General features: G+C 72.9%; 14 protein-coding genes and 1 pseudogene. 6 read left to right on the forward strand and 9 right to left on the reverse strand.

The features are described 5' to 3' along the window. The first annotated feature begins 26 nt into the window (after positions 1-26). Positions 27-287, forward strand: coding sequence for a hypothetical protein (locus TR48_RS15615; protein ID WP_042367337.1), 261 nt, complete (start codon positions 27-29; stop codon positions 285-287). Here the strand turns inward: TR48_RS15615 and TR48_RS39725 are convergent. Together TR48_RS39725 and TR48_RS44345 are read right to left on the reverse strand one after the other, a co-directional pair. Beyond that, positions 281-835 carry a COG4315 family predicted lipoprotein gene (locus tag TR48_RS39725; RefSeq protein ID WP_042367339.1) on the reverse strand — a complete coding sequence of 185 codons (555 nt, stop codon included), beginning with the start codon at positions 833-835 and terminating at the stop codon, positions 281-283. The genes TR48_RS15615 and TR48_RS39725 overlap by 7 nt on opposite strands. Positions 836-1,102: 267 nt before the next feature. Then, a complete protein-coding gene (locus TR48_RS44345) occupies positions 1,103-1,270 on the reverse strand; it encodes a hypothetical protein (RefSeq protein WP_170183533.1) in 168 nt (55 codons plus the stop codon). Between the two features lie 195 nt (positions 1,271-1,465). On the opposite strand from TR48_RS44345, the gene TR48_RS15625 reads away from it, so the two are divergent. The 5 genes from TR48_RS15625 (at position 1,466) to TR48_RS15645 (ending at position 7,216) form a co-directional block, all read left to right on the forward strand. Then, positions 1,466-2,299 (forward strand): ATP-grasp domain-containing protein, encoded by an 834-nt coding sequence (locus tag TR48_RS15625; RefSeq protein WP_042367341.1) that lies wholly within the window; start codon positions 1,466-1,468, stop codon positions 2,297-2,299. A gap of 208 nt (positions 2,300-2,507) precedes the next feature. Beyond that, positions 2,508-3,017 (forward strand): SRPBCC family protein, encoded by a 510-nt coding sequence (locus tag TR48_RS15630; protein WP_042367343.1) that lies wholly within the window; start codon positions 2,508-2,510, stop codon positions 3,015-3,017. Positions 3,018-3,208: 191 nt separating this feature from the next. Further along, the gene (locus tag TR48_RS15635) at positions 3,209-3,688 is read left to right on the forward strand and encodes an SPW repeat domain-containing protein (protein ID WP_084729459.1); all 480 of its coding nucleotides are present in this window, start codon (positions 3,209-3,211) and stop codon (positions 3,686-3,688) included. Positions 3,689-3,866: 178 nt separating this feature from the next. Beyond that, complete coding sequence (locus TR48_RS15640; RefSeq protein ID WP_042367345.1) at positions 3,867-4,655, forward strand: ABC transporter ATP-binding protein; 789 nt, start codon at positions 3,867-3,869, stop codon at positions 4,653-4,655. Continuing rightward, positions 4,652-7,216 (forward strand): ABC transporter permease, encoded by a 2,565-nt coding sequence (locus TR48_RS15645; protein WP_042367346.1) that lies wholly within the window; start codon positions 4,652-4,654, stop codon positions 7,214-7,216. The genes TR48_RS15640 and TR48_RS15645 overlap by 4 nt, the downstream gene beginning before the upstream one ends. Positions 7,217-7,263: 47 nt before the next feature. Here the strand turns inward: TR48_RS15645 and TR48_RS15650 are convergent, their stop codons facing one another. The 7 genes and pseudogenes from TR48_RS15650 to TR48_RS15680 all read right to left on the reverse strand — a co-directional run. Next, on the reverse strand, positions 7,264-7,926 hold the full coding sequence (locus tag TR48_RS15650; protein ID WP_042367347.1) for a deoxynucleoside kinase: 663 nt from the start codon (positions 7,924-7,926) through the stop codon (positions 7,264-7,266). A gap of 71 nt (positions 7,927-7,997) precedes the next feature. Further along, positions 7,998-9,002 (reverse strand): 3-oxoacyl-ACP synthase III family protein, encoded by a 1,005-nt coding sequence (locus TR48_RS15655; RefSeq protein WP_042367348.1) that lies wholly within the window; start codon positions 9,000-9,002, stop codon positions 7,998-8,000. Next, positions 8,999-9,655: a hypothetical protein gene (locus TR48_RS15660; protein WP_042367349.1), complete on the reverse strand. Its 657-nt coding sequence runs from the start codon at positions 9,653-9,655 to the stop codon at positions 8,999-9,001. The genes TR48_RS15655 and TR48_RS15660 overlap by 4 nt, the downstream gene beginning before the upstream one ends. Next, entirely contained in the window at positions 9,627-11,339 is a 1,713-nt protein-coding gene (locus tag TR48_RS15665; RefSeq protein ID WP_042367350.1) for a thiamine pyrophosphate-binding protein, read from the reverse strand. The genes TR48_RS15660 and TR48_RS15665 overlap by 29 nt, the downstream gene beginning before the upstream one ends. After that, positions 11,336-12,355 carry a GlxA family transcriptional regulator gene (locus TR48_RS15670; RefSeq protein ID WP_201777122.1) on the reverse strand — a complete coding sequence of 340 codons (1,020 nt, stop codon included), beginning with the start codon at positions 12,353-12,355 and terminating at the stop codon, positions 11,336-11,338. The genes TR48_RS15665 and TR48_RS15670 overlap by 4 nt, the downstream gene beginning before the upstream one ends. 440 nt (positions 12,356-12,795) lie before the next feature. After that, a pseudogene (locus TR48_RS15675) lies at positions 12,796-16,173 on the reverse strand (type I polyketide synthase); the annotation flags it as partial. A gap of 92 nt (positions 16,174-16,265) precedes the next feature. Then, positions 16,266-19,213, reverse strand: a 2,948-nt coding sequence (locus TR48_RS15680) for a type I polyketide synthase (RefSeq protein ID WP_042367394.1), incomplete at its 5' end; no start/stop codon positions are given.

Consider the following 19,213-nt stretch of genomic DNA (forward strand, 5'->3'; position numbering starts at 1 on the left):
CGACCGGGCCCGGCGAGGTGAACCACATGAGTGCTGATCGAAGGAGCGACGGTTCGGTCGGCGGCCGTGCGCCCGGTGCGCCCGCGACGGCGCTGTCCGAGCTCCCTGAGCTCGCCGTGGAGGCCTTCGACGCATGGCAGTACGGGGAGGCCCAGGCCGCGCGGGACGCGGCCGCGGGGGCTGGGCGGGCGGCGGAGACCGCCGTGGCCGGCTTGGACGCCGTCCTCGCAGGTCACCGCCCGCCCGGACCCCCTGCTGCACCGCTGGACGGGCCCGGGGCTCAGTAGCCGTACCCGCCGCCGGAGCCGCCGGAGCCGCTGCTGGTCGGGCTCGGCGCCGGGCTCGCGGGCGCACTCATGATCGCGTTGCCGTCGACCCCGACCACGTACCAGGTGCCGCCGAAGTTCGTGACGCCCTCGCCGGTCACGTCACCGGCCTTGGCGTCCTTGACGAAGGTGTAGAGCGGGTGGCCGTTGTAGGTGACCTGGCTCGTGTGGTCGGTGCGGGTGGTCGTGCCGACCATGGAGGCGGTGACGCCGCTGGTGCTCGGCATGCCCGTGGTGTGGTCCGGCGGCCAGAAGGTCGCACAGCTGCCGTTGCAGGAGGACTTCCCCCCGGTGTCCGCGGTCAGCAGGTAGAGCGTGTGGCCGGAACCGTCGACGAGGATCTGCCCGTATTTCGAGCTCGCGGTGTGCAGCGCCGCCGTCGACGCCGAGGCGGACGCGCCGCCGGCGCTGGGCGGCGAGGAGACCGCGTTCTTGGTGCTGGAGCTGCAGCTGACGGCCAGGGCCGCGACAGCGAGGGCGACGGCCGGGAGGGCGAGAACACGGTTCATGACGGGCTTCTTCCGATGGGGCCACCGCGTCACCTGCTGCGAAGCGGTCGGTCCGCCCGAGGCGGGGCCTGTCGGGGGATACGCATCCGCCCTTGGGCGGGTTCACATCTTTTGCCCGTTTCGGCGGACGACACGGCGGATCGCGCGGCGATGACGCGGGCATCGGCCACTCGACCGATCCCCCGACCGCCCGGCGGAGGGGAAGCGCGGACGATCCGCGGACCTGACCGGCGGCAATCGCCGGGGGCGCTCTCCGTCCTGACGGTCTCAGGGGTGCTTCAGGAACCTCAGGTAGAACGCCCCGAAGACCAGCACGATCCCGATGTTCGCCATCAGCCGCGGCCAGAACTGGTGCCTGAAGAACAGGACGTCGACGCCCACCACGACGGCCACCATCGCGAGCACGTAGAGCACCAGTGCTGCCTGTCTTCCCATCCTCCGACTCTACGCGGCCCGGGGGCCGTCGGGTTGTCCCCCGGCTGCCCTCGCGGGCCCGGTGAGCGCCGACCCGCCGGCTACCCCGCGGCTACCCGCGACGGGACGGACGTCCGGCCGCGCCCGTACGACGTCCTCGCCGCGTCATCGGACCCGGGCGTGTAGGTTGGCCGCCACCGAACCGAGAGGTGCACCATGCCGGGCCGCCCCCGCATCCTGTTCGTGACGGACCTCGCCTACCAGGCCCGGGGCCGGCGCTACTGCGACGAGGACATCTTCCTGACCTCGCGCCTGCGGACCGAGTTCGACCTCGCCCTGTGCCACCCGCTCGACGCCGCGGCGATGTTGGACGTGTTCTCCGCGGTGGTGGTCCGCAACAGCGGCCCGGTGCTGCGCTACCGGGCCGCATACGAGGCGTTCCGGCGGGTGGCCGCCGCGCGCGGGACCCGCGTCTACAACCCGCTGACGGGTCGTGGGGACATGGCCGGCAAGCAGTACCTGCTGGAGCTGACCGCCGCCGGGTACCCGGTCATCCCCACCGTCGACCGACCGCAGGACCTGGGCGGTCTGCCCGAGGCCGCGGAGTACGTGGTCAAACCCAAGATCGGCGCCGACTCCATCGGGATGAGGGTGCTCCCCCGGGAGCGGCTGGGCGGGCTCGCCTACGGCGAGATCCTGGTCCAGCCGAGGATCGACTTCCGCTACGAGGTGTCGTTCTACTTCGTCGACGACGTCTGCCAGTACGCCCTCTACGCTCCCGACCCCGAGCGGCGCTGGGACCTGCGGCCCTACGAGCCGACCGAGGCCGACCTCGCCTTCGCCCGCCGCTTCGTCGACTGGAACACCCTCGACCACGGCATCCAGCGGGTGGACGCCTGCCGCGACCAGGACGGCCGACTGCTGCTGGTCGAGCTCGAGGACCTCAACCCCTACCTGTCCCTCGACCTCCTCCCCGACCCGACCCGCGACGCGTTCGTGACCGCCATGGCGGCCTCCCTGCACCGCTTCCTCGCGACGACGCTGGCCTGACGTCCCAGGCCGACGCCCGCTCCGGGGGTGAGCCCGTTCCACGCGGCGGCCCAGGCCGTGACCGCCCGCGGCAGGCGCGGTCCGGCGGGCTGTCCGTTCCGGTCCACCCGTGTCCGCCCTGCCGTGCAGGGGTGACCGAGCGCACGTTGACGCGTCCGGCCCGCGGGCGGTGCGATGCCGGGGACGACACGCCTCGAAGGAGATGCGCATGACCAGTGCCGGCCGTGAGTCCGTCTCCGTCCGGACGGAGATCGCCGCCGCGCCGGACGCCGTCTGGGCCGCCGTCAGCGATGTGACGCGCATGGGCGAGTGGAGTCCCGAGTGCACCGGCGCCGACTGGCGCGGCGCCCCGGCCGGTCCGGTGCTGGGCGCGCGCTTCCGGGGACGCAACCGCAAGGGCGGCATCCGCTGGAGCACCGTCTGCCGGGTCGTCGAGGCCGAGCCGGGACGCGCCTTCGCCTGGGACGTCAGCTTCGGACCGATTCCCGTCGCCCGCTGGGGATTCCGCCTCACCCCGGGCGACCCGGACGGCGGCGCGACCCTGGTGGAGCAGTTCTGGCAGGACCGCCGCGACCGGCTCAGCGCCTGGACGACGGAGACGGTGCTGCGCACCGGCGACCGCGCGGACTGGAACCGCCGCAACATGACGCTGACGCTCGCCGCACTGAAGCGCTCACTTGAGGCCGACCCGGCGGCAGCCGCCGCACAGGACCACTGACGACCGGGGCCGGCCTGGCCTCGTTGTTCACCCGTTCAGCGGTACCCCCGACCCGGCGGCGGCGTTCGCCATGGCCCTCGCCGGGCGTGGTGACGGGTGCGGAGCGACAATCCAAGGACAGAGCATCGCTTGCTGCCGAGCGGCGACGCCGCTGAAAGCAGCACCCCGTCATCCGAACCGAAGGGGTTGCCATGGCGGTTGTGACGCCAACCCGCACGCGCGAAGTCGTCCCTTGGCACCGGGTGGTCCCACCCCGGCACCTGTGGTGGGCGGACCAGCGGGAGGCCCTCGGCTATCCGCTTCTCGTCATCGGTCTGTGGTTGTTCATCACGGTCGTGGTTCTCGGCTACCCGCTGACCTACCAGGCCCAGGAGGCCCACCTCAACGAGACCATGGTCGGTATCGTGATCTTCTTCAACGGCCTCGCCCGCCTGGTGCGCACGCCCACCAGGACCAGCGACGTCATCGTCGGTCTGTCGGGAGCGTGGCTCGTGATCGCGCCCTTCGCCGTGGGCTACACCCACCACTCCGAAGCCGGCCGGGCGGCCGCGAACGACATCGTGACCGGAGGGATCCTGATCCTCCTGGCCGTCTACAGCGTGCTCGCGCAGGCGGTCTCGGAGCGGGCCCGGCCGGGTGCGAAGCGAGAGGCTGTGTCCGCCACGAGCTGACGGCGCGACACCGCGTTCCGGCGTCTGCTCTCGCGGCGACGTAGGGCTACCCCTACCCAGGACCCGGTGCTCCGCCCTACCTCGGACCCGGTGACCCGCCCCATGGTTCCGGGGATGCTTCTCCAACAGGCTGGACACACAAGGACGCAAGCCCGTGTCGAGCCTCAGGAGAACCCCAGTGACCACGTCCGTATCGAGCCCCCCGGCCCAGGGCAGCGGCTCGCGCACGTCCGTCGCGGCCCGCGCCCGCGGGCTCACCAAGGCGTATGGCAGCGGCGAGACCCGAGTGGTCGCGCTCGACGCGGTGGACGTCGACATGCCCCGGGGGCGTTTCACCGCGATCATGGGCCCCTCCGGGTCCGGCAAGTCGACGCTGATGCACTGCCTGGCCGGTCTCGACACCGCCACCAGCGGGCAGATCTGGGTCGGCGATACCGAGATCACCAAGCTGCGGGACAAGCGGCTGACCCGGCTGCGCCGCGACAGCATCGGCTTCGTCTTCCAGGCGTTCAACCTGCTCCCGACGCTGACCGCGCTGGAGAACATCACGCTGCCCATGGACATCGCCGGTCGCACGCCCGACCGGGAGTGGCTGGACCGCGTCGTGACGACCGTCGGACTGGCCGGACGCCTCAAGCACCGCCCGGCGCAGCTCTCCGGGGGCCAGCAGCAGCGCGTCGCCGTGGCCCGCGCCCTCGCCGCCCGCCCTGAGATCATCTTCGGCGACGAGCCGACCGGCAATCTCGACTCGCGCGCCGGGGCCGAGATCCTCGGCTTCCTGCGCCGGTCGGTCGACGAGCTCGGGCAGACCATCGTCATGGTGACCCACGACCCGGTCGCCGCCTCGTACGCCGACCGCGTGCTCTACCTCGCCGACGGCCGGATCGTCGACGAGATGCTCGCACCGACGGCGGACGCCGTCCTGGAACGGATGAAGTCCTTCGACGTGCGCGGGCGGACGTCATGACCGTGCTGCGAACCTCCCTGCGCAACTTCCTCGCGCACAAGGGCCGGATGGCCCTCTCCGCGGTCGCGGTGCTGCTGTCGGTGGCGTTCGTCTGCGGGACCCTCGTCTTCACCGACACCATGAACGCGACCTTCGACAAGCTGTTCGCGACGACCGCCTCCGACGTCACCGTCAGCCCCGCCAAGGTGGACAACGCGCAGCAGACCGGGACGCCGGACACCCTGCCCGCCTCGCTGCAGGCCCGGCTCGCGCGGGTTCCGGGCGTGGCCGCGGTCGTGCCCGAGGTCAGCAGCCAGCAGGCCACCGTCGCCGACGGCCGCAACCAGGACATCGGCTCCACGACGGGCGCGCCGACCATCGTCGCCAACTGGAACCCGACCCAGACGAAGACCGTCACCGTCACCTCCGGCCACGTCCCGCTCGCACCGGGCGACGCCGTCGTGGACGCCGACACCGCGGCCAAGCACCACCTCGGCATCGGCGACACCCTCCGTGTCATCGCCGGTCCCGGCGACTTCAAGGTGACCATCGGCGGCATCGCCACCTTCAAGACCACCAACCCCGGTGCGGCCGTCGTCTACCTCGACACCCGGACTGCGCAGCAGGGGCTGCTCGGCTCCCGCACCGCCTACACCGACTTCGCCCTCACCGCCGCGCCCGGCGTCAGCGACGACCAGCTCAAGACGCGGGTCGACGCGGCGATCGGCCGCGGCTACCAGGTGCAGACGGCCGCCGAACTGCAGGCCCAGAACCAGAAGGACATCGGCTCCTTCCTGGGCCCGATGAAGGACGTGCTGCTCGGTTTCGCCGGGATCGCGGTCCTCGTGGGCGTCTTCCTGATCGTCAACACCTTCTCGATGCTGGTGGCCCAGCGCACCCGGGAGATCGGGCTGATGCGGGCCATCGGCGCGAGCCGTCGCCAGGTCAACCGCTCGGTGCTGGTCGAGGCGGTGCTGCTCGGCGTGGTCGGCTCCGTCGCCGGGATCGGCGCGGGCATCGGCCTCGCGGTCGGCCTGATCAAGCTCATGGGCGCGATGGGGATGCACCTGACCACCGCGGATCTGACGGTCAAGGCGGCGACGCCACTGATCGGCCTGACCGTCGGCGTCGTGGTGACCGTGGTGTCCGCCATGCTGCCGGCCCGCCGCGCCGGCGCGATCTCCCCGATGGCGGCCATGCGCGACGCCGGCACGCCCGCCGACGCCCGTGCCGGACGCGTCCGTGCGGCGCTCGGGGTGCTGCTGACGGCGGCGGGCGGGACCGCGCTCGCCCTGGCCGCGACGGCGTCCTCCGCCTCGGCAGGCTCCGGGCTGCTCGCGGCCGGCGTGCTGCTGACGCTGGTCGGCTTCGTCGTCGTCGGCCCGCTGCTCGCCGGGCTCGTCGTGCGGGTCCTGGGCGCGGTCACGCTGCGCTGGTTCGGCCCGATCGGCCGCCTCGCGGAGCGCAACGCGCTGCGCAACCCGCGCCGCACCGGCGCCACCGCCGCCGCGCTGATGATCGGTCTGGCGCTGGTCGCGGGCCTGTCGGTGGTCGGCGACTCGATGGTCGCCTCGGCGACCGCCCAGATGGACAAGTCCGTCGGCGCCGACTTCATCATCCAGGCCGGGAACGGCGATCCGATCAGCCCGGCCGCGGCGAGGGCCGTCCACGCGGCCGGTCACCTGGCCCACGTCACCGACCGCACGGATGTCGCCGCGACGGTCACCGCCCCCGACGGCACGAAGGACAGGACGGTGATCGCGGCGGCCACACCGTCCTACACCGACGACCTCCAGGCCAAGACCGTGCAGGGCAAGCTGATCGACGCCTACGGGCCCGGCGCGATGTCGGTGCCCGCCGGCTGGGCCAAGTCCCACAAGGTCACCCTCGGCACCCGGCTCGACGTCGCCTTCACCAGCGGGTCGACCGCGCGGCTCACCGTGGACGCGATCACCTCGGACGACACGGTCTTCGACAAGGGCGCGATGTACATGAACATCGCCGACGCGCGCAAGTACCTCCCCGCGGACCGGTTCCCCGCGAACGACATGATGTTCGCCGCGGCGATCCCCGGCCAGCAGAGCCAGGCGGCGGCCGCGCTCAAGGCCGCCACCGCGGACTACCCGCAGCTCAAGGTCCGCGACCAGGCCGACTACAAGGCCATGATCCAGCAGCAGCTCGACCAGCTGCTCAACATGATCTACGCCCTGCTGGCCCTCGCCATCGTGGTCGCCGTCCTCGGGGTGGTGAACACCCTCGCACTCTCGGTCGTCGAGCGCACCCGCGAGATCGGGCTGATGCGCGCGATCGGGCTCTCCCGACGCCAGCTGCGCCGGATGGTCCGGCTGGAGTCGGTCGTCATCGCCCTGTTCGGCGCGGTGCTCGGCGTGGGCCTGGGCATGGGCTGGGGCGTCGCGGCCCAGAAGCTGCTGGCCCTGTCGGGGCTGGGCGTGCTGAGCATCCCGTGGACCACGATCGGCGTCGTCTTCCTCGGCTCCGCGCTGGTGGGCCTGCTGGCCGCGCTCTTCCCGGCCTTCCGCGCCGGCCGGATGAACGTCCTGAAGGCCATCGCCACGGACTGACAGGACCGGCGGGAAAGGGAGTTCAGGGGCGCCGGCCGCCCCCGGCGTCAGGCGCGACGCCCGGGGGCGGCCAGTGCGTCCTTGACCTGCTGGGCGACCCGGGCCGCGTCCTCGGGGCTGTTCACCACGTCGGTGTGGTTCATGTCCACGACGAGGACCTCACTGGCCGAGTAGTGCCGGTGCACCCAGTCGTCGTAGCCGGACCACAGGATCCGGTAGTACTCGACCAGGCTCTCGTCCTGTTCGAAGTCACGGCCGCGCAGCCCGATGCGGTGCAGCACCGTCTCGAAGTCCGCCTTGAGGTAGACCATGAGATCGGGGGCCTTGCGGTACGGCAGGCCGTCGATCTCGCGCATCATCTCGTCGAGCAGCCCCTCGTAGACCTGCATCTCCAGGGAGCTGATCCGGCCCAGCTCGTGGTTGACCTTGGCGAAGTACCAGTCCTCGTAGATGGAGCGGTCGAGGACGTTGTCGCCCTGCCGGTACGCCTCCTTGATCGAGGCGAAGCGCGTCCGCAGGAAGTGCAGCTGGAGCAGGAAGGGGTAGCGCTTGGCCTGGATCTCCTCCGGGCGCGCCGTGTAGAACAGCGGAAGGATCGGGTTGTCCTCGACGCTCTCGTAGAAGACCTGGCTGCCGAGCGCCTTGGCGAGGACCTCGGCAACGCTCGTCTTGCCGATCCCGATCATGCCTCCGACGCAGATCACCGGCATACCTCACTATCTCCCCGCTGTGCACCACCGCTCCGCGGCCAACGTGCAGCATAGATGACCGCGAAGGGGCGTCAGAACCGGACGGCGGCGGCAGCGGCGAAGTCTCCGGCGTGGGCGAAGCCCGCCAGGACCACCAGGTCACCGGGGCTGATCCGTCCCGCGCGAAGGGAGTGGTCGAGGGTGACCGGGATCGCCGCCCCGAAGAGGTTGCCGCAGGAGTCGAAGGTGTCGGGGTGGCGGTCCGCAGGCAGTCCCAGCGCCTCGCGCCAGTTGTGCAGGAAGGCCCGGTTGGGCTGGTTGGTGACCAGCAGGTCGATCCCGTCGGCGGGGACGCCGAGCCGGCCGCACAGCTCGCCGACCACCTGCGGCACCAGCGTGTTGCCGCGCTCCATGACCTGGGCGACGCCCTCCTCGGTGAAGCCGATCCGGAGCTGGGAGGTCCCCGGCTCCCAGTACCTGCGTCCGTCCTCCAGTTCGGCGACCATGTCGCCGCCGAACTCGGGGAGGTGGCGCGTCACGACCCCCAGCAGGGGCCGCTCGGCCGAGGTGGTCAGGTAGCCGACCCCGCAGCCGTCGCCGGGGATGGCCGCCTGGGCCAGCCCGCGCACGTCGGACTGGGTGAACAGCTGTCCGGCGGCGCTCTGCGCGTTGCAGATCAGCGCCGAGCGGGCGTCCGTGCCGGTGAGGAGGGTCCGGGCGAGCTCCAGCATCTGCACGAAGGAGGCACAGCCTGCGTTCGCGACGTCGATCAGCCAGCGCGGCCTGAGACCGAGCCGCCTGGCGATCTCGGTTCCGGCCCCCACGAACGGGATGTCGGGGAGTTGGCTGTGGACCAGCAGCACGTCGACCGACCGGATCTCCTTTCGCCCGTGACGCTCGATCAGGGGCTGCACCGCGGACTCCACCAGGTCGACGTTGGTCTGACCCGGGGCCACGTGGTGCCGCAGGGCCGGTACCCGGAACATCGGGCTGTGGCGCAGCTTGTCCTCCGCGCCGGGGTACTCGGTGTAGTACGCGGCGGGCACGCCGTCGCCCGGCAGGTAGCCGGCGACGTCCGTCAGGCTGACCGTGGTCACCGGGCCTCCGTGGTACGCGGCGGCGCGGAGGAGACCGGCTGCCCGGCGCGATGCCGGTGTTCCAGGATGGCTTTGAGATTGGCCAGTTCCACGGTGTGGCCCGCGTAGAAGAGGGGCCAGAAGTCACCGACCCAGGGCCGGTCCGGGCGGGGGGCGAGCTCGGGGTGGGGGTTGCGGTCATAGTACGGATGGCGGCAGTTGGTCCAGGTGACCACCGATCCCGGCCGGTTCAGCACCAGTTGGGCCGGGATGACGCGCATGAGGTACACCATCCACAGGTCGTCGCCCTGGTCCCAGGCGCAGTGGTAGTCCACGGTCCGCGCCGCGGCGGACGCCTCGACCCGGCAGTAGATCGGGGTGTCCCGCTCCAGCAGGTCCTGGCCGACCCACAGGCCGGGCGAACCGGTCGGGCGGAAGCCGCGCAGGCTGAACGTCCACTCCTCCAGGTGGTGGCCTTGGCGCAGGTAGTCGTACACCTCGTCGGGAGGGCAGTCCACGTGGGCCTGGATGGTGCAGTACTGCCCGTGGACCTCCTCGTGCGTGTAGGCGGGCTTGGTCAGCTCGGAGCACCGGGCAAGCAGTTGCTCCTGGTCGGTGTGCTCCACCCGGATCAGGCCGGGTATCTCAGCCAACGTGGGCGTGGGCGCGGTCATGCGGGCTCTCCTCTTGCTGGAGGGTGCGGACGAAGGGCAGGAACGGGGGCAGCTCGGCGGCGTCGAGGTCGACCACGACGAGGGCCGGGCCGCCGCTGCTGTTGGAGTGCAGCAGGGCCCGGCGCAGGCGGCCCTGGTCCGTGGCCCGGGCGACCCGGAGGCTCGGGAACATGGCGGCCATGCCGCCGGCCAGGTCGGCCGGGTGGAAGAGATTGCTCGGATGCGGGCCGCCCAGGAAGAGCTGCTCGCGTGTGGCGCACATGGCGTGCGCGTTGTTGTTGAAGATCACGAAGGTGACGGGGGCCCGCTGCTCCAGCGCGGTGTGGATCTCCATCCCGTGCATGAAGAACGAGCCGTCACCGGCCAGGACGTAGGTGCGCTTCCCGGTGGCCAGCGCCGCGCCGATCCCGGCGCCGAAGGTGTACCCCATGCCGCCCATGCCGACCGCGACGACGAACCGGCCGTGCGTCGGCGCCGGCAGCCTGTGGATCGCGGCGGCGCCGGCGTTGCCGGCGTCGACGAAGACGTGGCAGTCCGGCGGCAGCGCGGCCTGGACGGCGGCCACAGCCTCCGCGTGGCCGAGAACTCCAGAGGGGGGCGCCGGACGCGGTGGCGGAGTGGGCGTCGGCACCGGCCCGGCGTGCTCCGGGGTCGGCCGCGCGGGGCCGAGCCGCTCGGTCAGTGCGCGCAGGGTGGTGCGGACCGGGCCCGGTACCGCGAGCGCCGGCACGTAGGCAGGCTCGGGGTCGAGGCAGACCACCGGAACCACGGCCAGCGCCTCGTCCAACCCGGCTCGGGCGAGGTCCGGTAACCGCGTGCCCACCAGCAGACAGGCGTCGGCCTGCCGCAGGCACTCTTCGACATTGCGGTGGCCCATCACCCCGGCGACCCCCGCGAAGCGCGGATCATCGTTGCGGAAGACGTCCTTGGCGTCAGGGCTGACGGCGACCCAGGCGCCCAGCCGCGCCGCCACCTCCGCCAGCTCCGCCCGCGCGTCGGAGGCGGCGACGCCCTCGCCCGCGACCACCAGGACGCGTCGCGCACCACCCAGCAGGTCCGCGGCACGCTGCAGCAGGGGCGGCTCCGCCGGGCGGGCGGGCTCCGGCGGCCGGGCCGGTCCGGCAGGCGGCGCCATGCGGCGGGGCGCGAACAGGGCGCGCTGGACGTCCTTCGGGAGCAGCAGCACGGCCGGTCCCCGCACCGGGCCGCAGGCGGCGCCGATCGCCTCCGCGAGCAGCTCCGGGATCGCGTCCGCGGACTCGACCCGCACGCAGAAGCGGCTCACCGGCGCGAAAAGCTCCTGTGCGGCGAAGGAGCCGGCCTTCCCGCTGCTGTCCTGGAACGCCCCGCGTCCCTCTGCGGTGGTGGGCGGCTGCCCCACGAGCGCGAGCAGCGGAACGCGCGAGGCGAACGCCTCCGCCAGCCCCGGCACCAGATTGACCGCGCCGCCGCCCGAGGTGGCGGTGACCACCCCGAACCGTCCGGTGGTCCGGGCGTAGCCGTCGGCCATGGTCGCCGCCGAGAACTCGTGCTTGCACACCACGGCACGCACGCCGCCGCTGACGGCGTGCAGGGCCGCATAGAAGTCCTCGATGTTCGCGCCCCCGACCCCGAAGACGTGGCTCACCCCGAGCCGGGCCAGTTCCCCGGCGAGGTAGTCGACCACCCGCACCTCGACGGTCATCCCGCACTCCTCTCGGCCGCTCCGGACGGCACCATCAGCCCGGCCGGAGACAGGGCTTGGAAACGGTGGCGGTATTCGCCCGGGGTCAGCTCCAGGGCACGGCCGAAGGAACGGAAGAACGTCTCCGGCGCGCCGAACCCGCAACGGTGGGCGATCTGCGTGACCGGCAGCTCGGTGGTCTCCAGCAGCGTGCGGGCCCGGGCGATCCGCAACTGCTCGATGTACTGCCCCGGCGGCACACCGACCTCGCGCCGGAACACCCGGGCGAAGTTGCGCAGGCTCATGTTGGCGCGCCGGGCCAGCTCCGGGAGCGGCAGCGGGCTTTCGAGGTTCTGCGCGATCCACTCCTGCGCGGTGCGGATCGGCGGCCGGTCGGCCAGCTGCGTCTCGAGGATCGAACTGAACTGGGACTGCCCGCCGTTGCGCTTGAAGAACAACACCAGGAAGCGCGCCAGCTCCAACGCGAACGCCGCGCCGTGGTCCGCCTCCACCAGGGCGAGTGCCATGTCGATGCCGGCCGCCACCCCGGCGGAGGTCACGAACCGCCCGTCCCAGACGAAGATCGGCTCGGACTCCACCACCACGTCCGGGTACCGCCGGGCGAGCTCCGCGCAGAACGCCCAGTGCGTGGTGGCGCGCCGTCCCTGCAGCAGCCCGGCCTCCGCCAGGAGGAACGCCCCGCCGCACACCGAGACGACCCGGCGGGCCCGCTTGGCGGCCCGGCCGATCCAGGACACCAACTCCGGTCGGTCGAGTGTCTCCTTGAGACTCCACCCGCCGGGAACGAGCAGGGTGTCGATGGGCCCCTCCCCCGCCTCCAGCGGCTCCGCCTCGACCACCATGCCCGCACAGGTCCGCACCCGCGGGGCGTCGGGCGAGACGAACCCGATCCGGTAGCCGCGGTCCCGGCCGTCGGCAAGCAGCCGGTTGACCGTGTCGAACACCTCGACCGGCCCTGCGATGTCCAGGGCCTGGGCCCCGGCATAGATCACCACTACAACACGTCGCTGAGACACCGTCACAGCGTGTATCGACCGCTTCGTTGGCAGCAATGACGACTTACTGGCGAATCAGGCCATCCCGGCGTCGACGAGCGCTCTGAGCTGGGCAGACGGCTGCCCTCGCGCGGATGTGAAATATGTCATGCTCACTACCATGGCGGTGTCGGACGATCCGTTCCGGGAGGGCTCACTCCATCGGGGGTCCAAACACCGTTACGCTCACCCACCCGACTTCACGAACCAGCCGCTGAGGACCCCCCGCCTGAGCACGATCAGGCCGCTGACCGGGCCACGGGCTCAGAACGGACGGACCGGGTCGTTGACCCGGTCCGTCCGTCTGGCGCAGTGGCTTCGGGTCAGGCGAGGCTGTCGTCGATGAAGGCGAAGAGCTCCTCGTCGGAGGCCGCGTCGAGGTGGTCGACGTCCAGGAGCTCGTCCGGGGTGTCGGAGACAGGCGCGGAGCCGGGCTGCGGGGATTCGGACCAGCGGGCGGCCAGGGCCTGCAGGCGCATCCGGACGCGGGCGCGGGTGACGCCGTCGGCGGTGCTCGCGGCCAAGGCGGCCTCGAGGCGGTCGAGTTCCTCGGTCACCGAGGCGGACGCGCCGTCGGCGAACAGTTGGTCGCGCAGGTGGGCCGCCAGGGCCGCGGGCGTCGGCTGGTCGAAGACCAGCGACGGTGGCAGAGACAGACCGGTCGCCTCGGAGAGCCCGTTACGCAGCAGGACCGCCATCAGGGAGTCGACGCCGAGATCCTTGAACGCCTGGGCCGGCGGAATGTCCTCAGGCCCGGGGTAGCCCAGCACGACGGCCGCCCTGCTGCGGACCAGGGCCAGGAGCGCGTTGTCGCGCTCGGACGGGGACAGCCTCGCGAGGCGGACCGGCAGCGGCTCCTCGACGCCCTCGACCCCGTCGTCCACGGAAGCGGTGGTGGTGTCCGTCGGCGTCGCCGACGGCCGCTCCGCCCGCTGCCGCTGGAACCAGGCCGACATGGCGGGCAGGGCCGAGCTGAGCGGCTGGTCGCCGTCGAGACCCAGGGTCGCGGTCAGCGCCTCCAGGTCCTCGCGCTCGACGGCCGCCCAGAACCGCTCGTCCACCGCGGCCGCGCGCGAGGCCTCCGTGGCCCCCTCCGCGGATTCCGGCCAGTAGCGGCGCTGCTGGAAGGGGTAGGTGGGCAGATCGATCCGGCGGGCGCCGGTCCCGGCGAAGAACGCCGACCAGTCCGGCGCGGCCCCGCGGGTGTGCAACTGCGCGAGCGCGGCGGTGAACGTCTCCGCCTCCGCGCGGTCGCGGCGCAGCACGGCGGCGAAGGAGGCGTCCTCGGCGACGCAGCCCTGGCCGAGGGTGGTGAGGGTGCCGTCCGGGCCGAGCTCCAGGTAGGTGCGCACGCCCTCGCGCTCCAGGGTCCGCACGGCGTCGGCGAAGCGGACGGCCTCGCGGACGTGGCGCACCCAGTACTCCGGGGTGGTGAGGTCGGCCGTCCGGTCGAGCGTGGAGACGATGGGGATCTGCGGCTCCTGGAATTCCAAGGACTGCGCGACGGCCCGGAACTCCTCCAGCATCGGGTCCATCAGCGGCGAGTGGAAGGCGTGGCTGACCGTCAGCCGCTTGGTCCTGCAGCCGTCGGCGGCCAGCTTCTCGGCCACCTCCAACACGGCCTGCTCGGCGCCGGAGATCACCATCGACATCAGGCCGTTGACGGCCGCGATCCCGACCTCGTCCTGGCGACCGGCCAGCAGCGGCAGCACCTCGTCCTGGGTCGCCTCGACCGCCACCATCGCGCCGCCGCCCGGCAGCGCCTGCATCAGCCGGGCGCGGGCCGCCACCAGCTTCGCCGCGTCCGCGAGCGACAGCACCCCCGCGACGTGCGCGGCGGCCAGCTCGCCGATGGAGTGCCCGGCCAGGAAGTCCGGCCGCAGGCCCAGGGACTCCACGAGCCGGAACAGCGCCACCTCGACGGCGAAGATCGCGGGTTGGGTGCAGGCGGTCTCGTCGAGCCGCTCGCCGGTGAAGACGATCTCCTTCAGCGGCCGGTCCAGGTGCCCGTCCAGCTCGGCGCAGACCGCGTCGAAGGCCTCGGCGAACACCGGGAACGCCTCGTACAGCCCCGCGCCCATCCCGGCCCGCTGGCTGCCCTGCCCAGTGAAGAGGAAGGCCAGCTTGCCCTCGACCGCCGTTCCCCGCACCACCTGGGCGGAGGGCTCACCCGAGGCCAACGCGTCGAGGCCGCGCGCGAGGTCGTCCCGGTCGGACGCCAGGACCACCGCGCGGTGCTCCAGCGCCGCCCGGCTCGTGGCCAGCGAGTGCGCGAGGTCCACGAGTGGGGCCTCGTCGGAGAACGAGCGCAGCCGATCGGCCTGGGCCCGCAACGCCGCGTCGTTCTTCGCCGACAGCACCATCGGCAGCACCGACGGCGCCGACGGCGTCTCGGCGACCACCCCGTCCGCGGTGTCCGGCGCCTGCTCCAGCACCGCGTGGGCGTTGGTGCCGCTGATGCCGAAGGAGGAGATCGCGGCCCGGCGCGGGCGCCCGGTCTCCGGCCACGGCTGGTTCTCCGTCAGCAGCCGGACCGCTCCGGCCGACCAGTCGACGTGCGGCGTGGGCTCGTCCACATGCAGGGTCCGCGGCAGCACGCCGTGCCGGATCGCCATCACCATCTTGATCACACCGGCGACCCCGGCCGCGGCCTGGGTGTGCCCGATGTTGGACTTCACCGAGCCGAGCCACGCCGGCCGGTCCTCGGGCCGGTTCCGGCCGTAGGTCGCCAGCAGCGCCTGAGCCTCGATCGGGTCGCCCAGGGTGGTGCCGGTGCCGTGCCCCTCGATCGCGTCGATCTGGTCGGCCGTCAGCCGGGCGTTGGCCAGCGCCTGCTTGATCACCCGCTGCTGGGACGGGCCGTTCGGGGCGGTGAGGCCGTTGCTCGCGCCGTCCTGGTTGACCGCGCTGCCCGACACCACGGCGAGCACCGGGTGCCCGTTGCGGCGCGCGTCGGAGAGGCGCTCGACCAGCAGGAGGCCCACGCCCTCGGCCATGTTGGTGCCGTCGGCCGCGCCGGCGAAGGACTTGCAGCGGCCGTCCGCCGCCAGCCCGCGCTGACGGCTGAACTCGATGATGGTCCCCGGGTTGGGCATCACCGTGACGCCGCCGGCCAGCGCGAGCGCGCACTCGCCGGTTCGCAGCGCCTGCACGGCGAGGTGCAGGGAGACCAGCGAGGCCGAGCAGGCGGTGTCCACCGTGACCGCCGGGCCCTCCAGGCCGTAGGTGTAGGAGAGCCGGCCGGACATCACGCTCGCGGTGTTGCCGGTGCCGAGGTGGCCCTCGAAGTTCTCCGCCGAACGCATCAGCACCGGCACGTAGTCCTGCCCGTTGGTGCCGACGAAGACGCCGGTCCGGCTGCCGCGCAGGGTCGTCGGGTCGATGCCCGCCCGCTCGAACAGCTCCCAGGAGGTCTCCAGCAGCAGGCGCTGCTGCGGGTCCATCGAGAGCGCCTCGCGCGGTGCGATGCCGAAGAGCCCGGCGTCGAACCGGTCCGCGCCCGCCAGGAAGCCGCCCTCACGGGTGTAGGAGGCTCCCTGGGCGTCCGGGTCCGGGTCGTACAGCCCGTCGACGTCCCAGCCGCGGTCGGTCGGGAAGCCGGAGATCGCGTCGCCGCCCGCGGCCACCAGCTGCCACAGCTCCTCCGGGCTCCGCACCCCGCCGGGGAAGCGGCAGCTCATCGCCACGACCGCGATCGGCTCGTGGGCCTTCTCGTCCAGGTCGCGCAGCTGGGTGTGGGCCTCGTCGAGGTCCTTCAGCACACGCTTGAGGTATTCGCGGAGCTTGTCTTCATTGGCCATTCGATCGGTGCCCATTCGGATCGTCGGGGTGAGGGCTGGCGGGTTGCGGAGGACGGTACGCGGTGTGTGGTGCGCGGTGTGCGCTGCTGCGCTCAGCCCTTGCCGAACCTCTTGTCGATGTAGTCGAAGATCTCGTCGTCGGTCGCGTCGTCGATGCTCGCCGCGTCCGCGCTCGCGTCGTCGCCGGCGCGGACCGCGTTCCAGTTCGCCAGCAGGGTCTGCAGGCGCGCGGCGATCTGCGCGTGGGCGGCCTCGTCGGGGGCGACGGCGGCGTGGTCGTCCGCACTGAGCGAGGCGAGCACCGCCTCCAACTGGTCGAGTTCCTCTGTCAGTCGGGATCCTGCGGGCCGGCTGTCCGGGGCGACCTCGGCCAGCAGGTGCTCGGCCAGCAGTGTCGGGGTCGGGTGGTCGAAGACCAGGGTCGCGGGCAGCCGCAGCCCGGTGGCCTCGTTCAGCCGGTTCCGGAGTTCCACGGCGGTGAGCGAGTCGAAGCCCAGCTCACGGAAGGCCTGCCCGGCGCCGACCAGGTCCGCGGAGGTGTAGCCGAGCACCGCGACCACGTGGTCGCGCACCAGGTCGAGCACCTGTCGCTGCTGCTCCGCGGCCGAACGGCCGGCCAGCGTGCGGGCCAGGCTGTCCGTCTCGGGCTCGCCGGTGGAGGTTCCCTGCACGACCCGGCGGGCCGGCGTCCGCACCAGGCCCCGGAAGGCCGCGGGCAGGGCGTCGGGGACGGCGGCCAGCGCCCGCAGCGCCTTCAGGTCCAGGTGCATCGGCACCAGCACCGGCTCGTCCGCCACCGTCAGCGCGGCATCGAAGAGCGCCAGCCCCTGCTCTGCCGTCATCGGGAGCACCCCGCCGCGCGCCGACCTGGCCAGGTCCACCTCGCTCAGCCGGCCCGCCATGCCCCGGCGTTCCGCCCACAGCCCCCAGACCAGGGAGACCGCGGCCAGGCCGCGCGCCCGGCGGTGGCGGGCCAGCGCGTCCTGGAAGACGTTGGCCGCGCCGTAGCTGCCCAGGCCCGCGCCGCCCAGCGTGCCGGCGGCGGCGGAGAAGAGGACGAAGGCGGCCAGATCCAGGTGCGCGGTGAGTTCATGAAGGTTCACCGCCGCGTCCACCTTGGGACGCAGCACGCGGTCGACCCGTTCGGGGGTGAGCGAGCCGATCACGCCGTCGTCCAGCACGGCGGCGGTGTGCACCACGGCCGTCAGCGGGTGCTCTGCGGGGACCCGGGCCAACAGGGCGGCGAGCGCGTCGCGGTCGGCCGCGTCACAGGCCGCCAGCTGCGCTTCGGCACCCAACGCGTTCAGTTCGGCGACCAGTTCGTCCGCGCCGGGCGCGTCCGGACCACGACGGCTGGTCAACAGCAGGCGTCGGACGCCGCGTTCGGTCACCAGGTGCCGGGCGAGCAGCGCGCCGAGGCCGCCGGTGGCACCGGTGATCAGGACGGTTCCCTCGGGGTCCCAGACCCGGGACGTCTCCTGCTGAGCCGGTGCGTCGTCGGGTGCGGGCCGGGCGACCCGGGCCAGGCGCGGCACGTGCACCGTGCCCGCGCGCAACGCGAACTCCGCCTCGCCGGATGCGATCGCGGCCGGCAGCAGCCGACGGGACCCCTCGTCGTCGTCCAGGTCCACCAGGGCCAGGCGGTCCTCGTTCTCGAGCCGCGCGGCACGCACCAGCCCCCAGATCGGGGCATGAACCAGGTCGATCTCGCCGTCCGCCGCGCCGGCGGTCACCGCACCGCTGGTCACCAGGATCAGGCGGGACGACGCGAGCCCGTCCTCGGTGAGCCAGCCCTGCACCAGGGCGAGAGCGCGGTGCGTCGCCGCGTGGACGTCAGCCACCAGGCCGTCGCCCGCCGGTTCGGCCGCGCAGGCCGCCAGCACGGCGTCCGGTACGGGCCGACCGGTGGCGACGGCGGCGCTCAGGGCGTCCAGGTCGGCGTAGAACTCGGTGTCCACGCCCGCCTGTTCGAGCGCCGGGCCGAACTTGAGGTGGTCGTCGCCGAGCACGGCCCAGGTCGCACCGTTCGCGCCGTTCGCTGCGGGCGACGGCGACGGCAGCGGCATCCACTCGACGCGGAACAGCGAGTCGTGCTGCCCGGCCGCCGCGCCCCGGCTGAACTGCTCGGCCGAGACGGGACGCAGCACCAGGGAGTTCACCGAGGCGACGGGCTCGCCCGCGCTGTCGGCCACCGTCAGAGAGACGGCGTCCGGCCCGTTCGGGGTGAGCCGCACCCGCAGCGCGGAGGCGCAGGCGGCGTGGAGGGCGAAGCCGCTCCACGCGAACGGGCGACGGCTCTGCGGCTCGTCCTCGCCGGTCGACTCGCCGGTATCGGCTGGGGCAGGGGTGAGGGCCAGCGCCTGCAGGGCGGCGTCGAGCAGCGCCGGATGCAGGCCGTACGAGCCCGCCTCGGCCTGCTGCTCCTCCGGCAGCCGGACCTCGGCGTAGACCGCGTCGCCGAGCTGCCAGGCCTTCTGCAGCCCCTGGAACGCGGGCCCGTACGACAGGCCCACCTCGGCCAGCCGCTGGTAGTGACCCTCGACCGGCAGCTCACGCGCGCCGGCCGGCGGCCAGGAAGCCGCGTCCAGCGGCGCGGCGGGCGCGGCGGTCCGGGCGGCGTTGGCCAGAGTGCCGCTGGCATGCCGGGTCCAGGGCTCGCCGGGTGCGTCCTCCGGACGCGCGTACAGGTTCAGCGACCGGCGGCCCGAGTGGTCCGGGTCGCCGACGACCAACCGCAGCTGGAGCGCGCCCTCCTCGGGTAGGGCCAGCGGCACTTCGAGGGTGAGCTCCTCGACCAGATCGCAGTCCACCTGGTCGCCCGCCCGGACGGCGAGCTCGACGAATGCGGTCCCCGGCAGCAGCACGGCGTCGCCGACGGCGTGGTCGGCCAGCCAGGGGTGGGTGCGCAGCGCGAGTCGGCCGGTGAACAGGTAGCCGTCGGAGTCCGGCAGTTCGACGGCGGCGCCCAGCAACGGGTGCTCGGCGGAGGCGAGCCCGGCCGACGCGACATCCGCCCCGCCGCTCGTCGCGGGGGGCTCGA

The sequence above is a fragment of the Streptacidiphilus neutrinimicus genome, from assembly GCF_000787815.1.
In the GTDB taxonomy this organism is placed as follows: domain Bacteria; phylum Actinomycetota; class Actinomycetes; order Streptomycetales; family Streptomycetaceae; genus Streptacidiphilus; species Streptacidiphilus neutrinimicus.

Bases quoted from the DNA above. Each gene is read 5' to 3' on its own strand.
- TR48_RS15665 (WP_042367350.1), bottom strand. From the start codon at position 11,339: ATGACCGTCGAGGTGCGGGTGGTCGACTACCTCGCCGGGGAACTGGCC.
- TR48_RS15625 (WP_042367341.1), top strand. From the start codon at position 1,466: ATGCCGGGCCGCCCCCGCATCCTGTTCGTGACGGACCTCGCCTACCAG.
- TR48_RS15615 (WP_042367337.1), top strand. From the start codon at position 27: ATGAGTGCTGATCGAAGGAGCGACGGTTCGGTCGGCGGCCGTGCGCCC.
- TR48_RS15660 (WP_042367349.1), bottom strand. From the start codon at position 9,655: ATGACCGCGCCCACGCCCACGTTGGCTGAGATACCCGGCCTGATCCGG.
- TR48_RS44345 (WP_170183533.1), bottom strand. From the start codon at position 1,270: ATGGGAAGACAGGCAGCACTGGTGCTCTACGTGCTCGCGATGGTGGCC.
- TR48_RS15635 (WP_084729459.1), top strand. From the start codon at position 3,209: ATGGCGGTTGTGACGCCAACCCGCACGCGCGAAGTCGTCCCTTGGCAC.
- TR48_RS15650 (WP_042367347.1), bottom strand. From the start codon at position 7,926: ATGCCGGTGATCTGCGTCGGAGGCATGATCGGGATCGGCAAGACGAGC.
- TR48_RS15630 (WP_042367343.1), top strand. From the start codon at position 2,508: ATGACCAGTGCCGGCCGTGAGTCCGTCTCCGTCCGGACGGAGATCGCC.
- TR48_RS15645 (WP_042367346.1), top strand. From the start codon at position 4,652: ATGACCGTGCTGCGAACCTCCCTGCGCAACTTCCTCGCGCACAAGGGC.
- TR48_RS39725 (WP_042367339.1), bottom strand. From the start codon at position 835: ATGAACCGTGTTCTCGCCCTCCCGGCCGTCGCCCTCGCTGTCGCGGCC.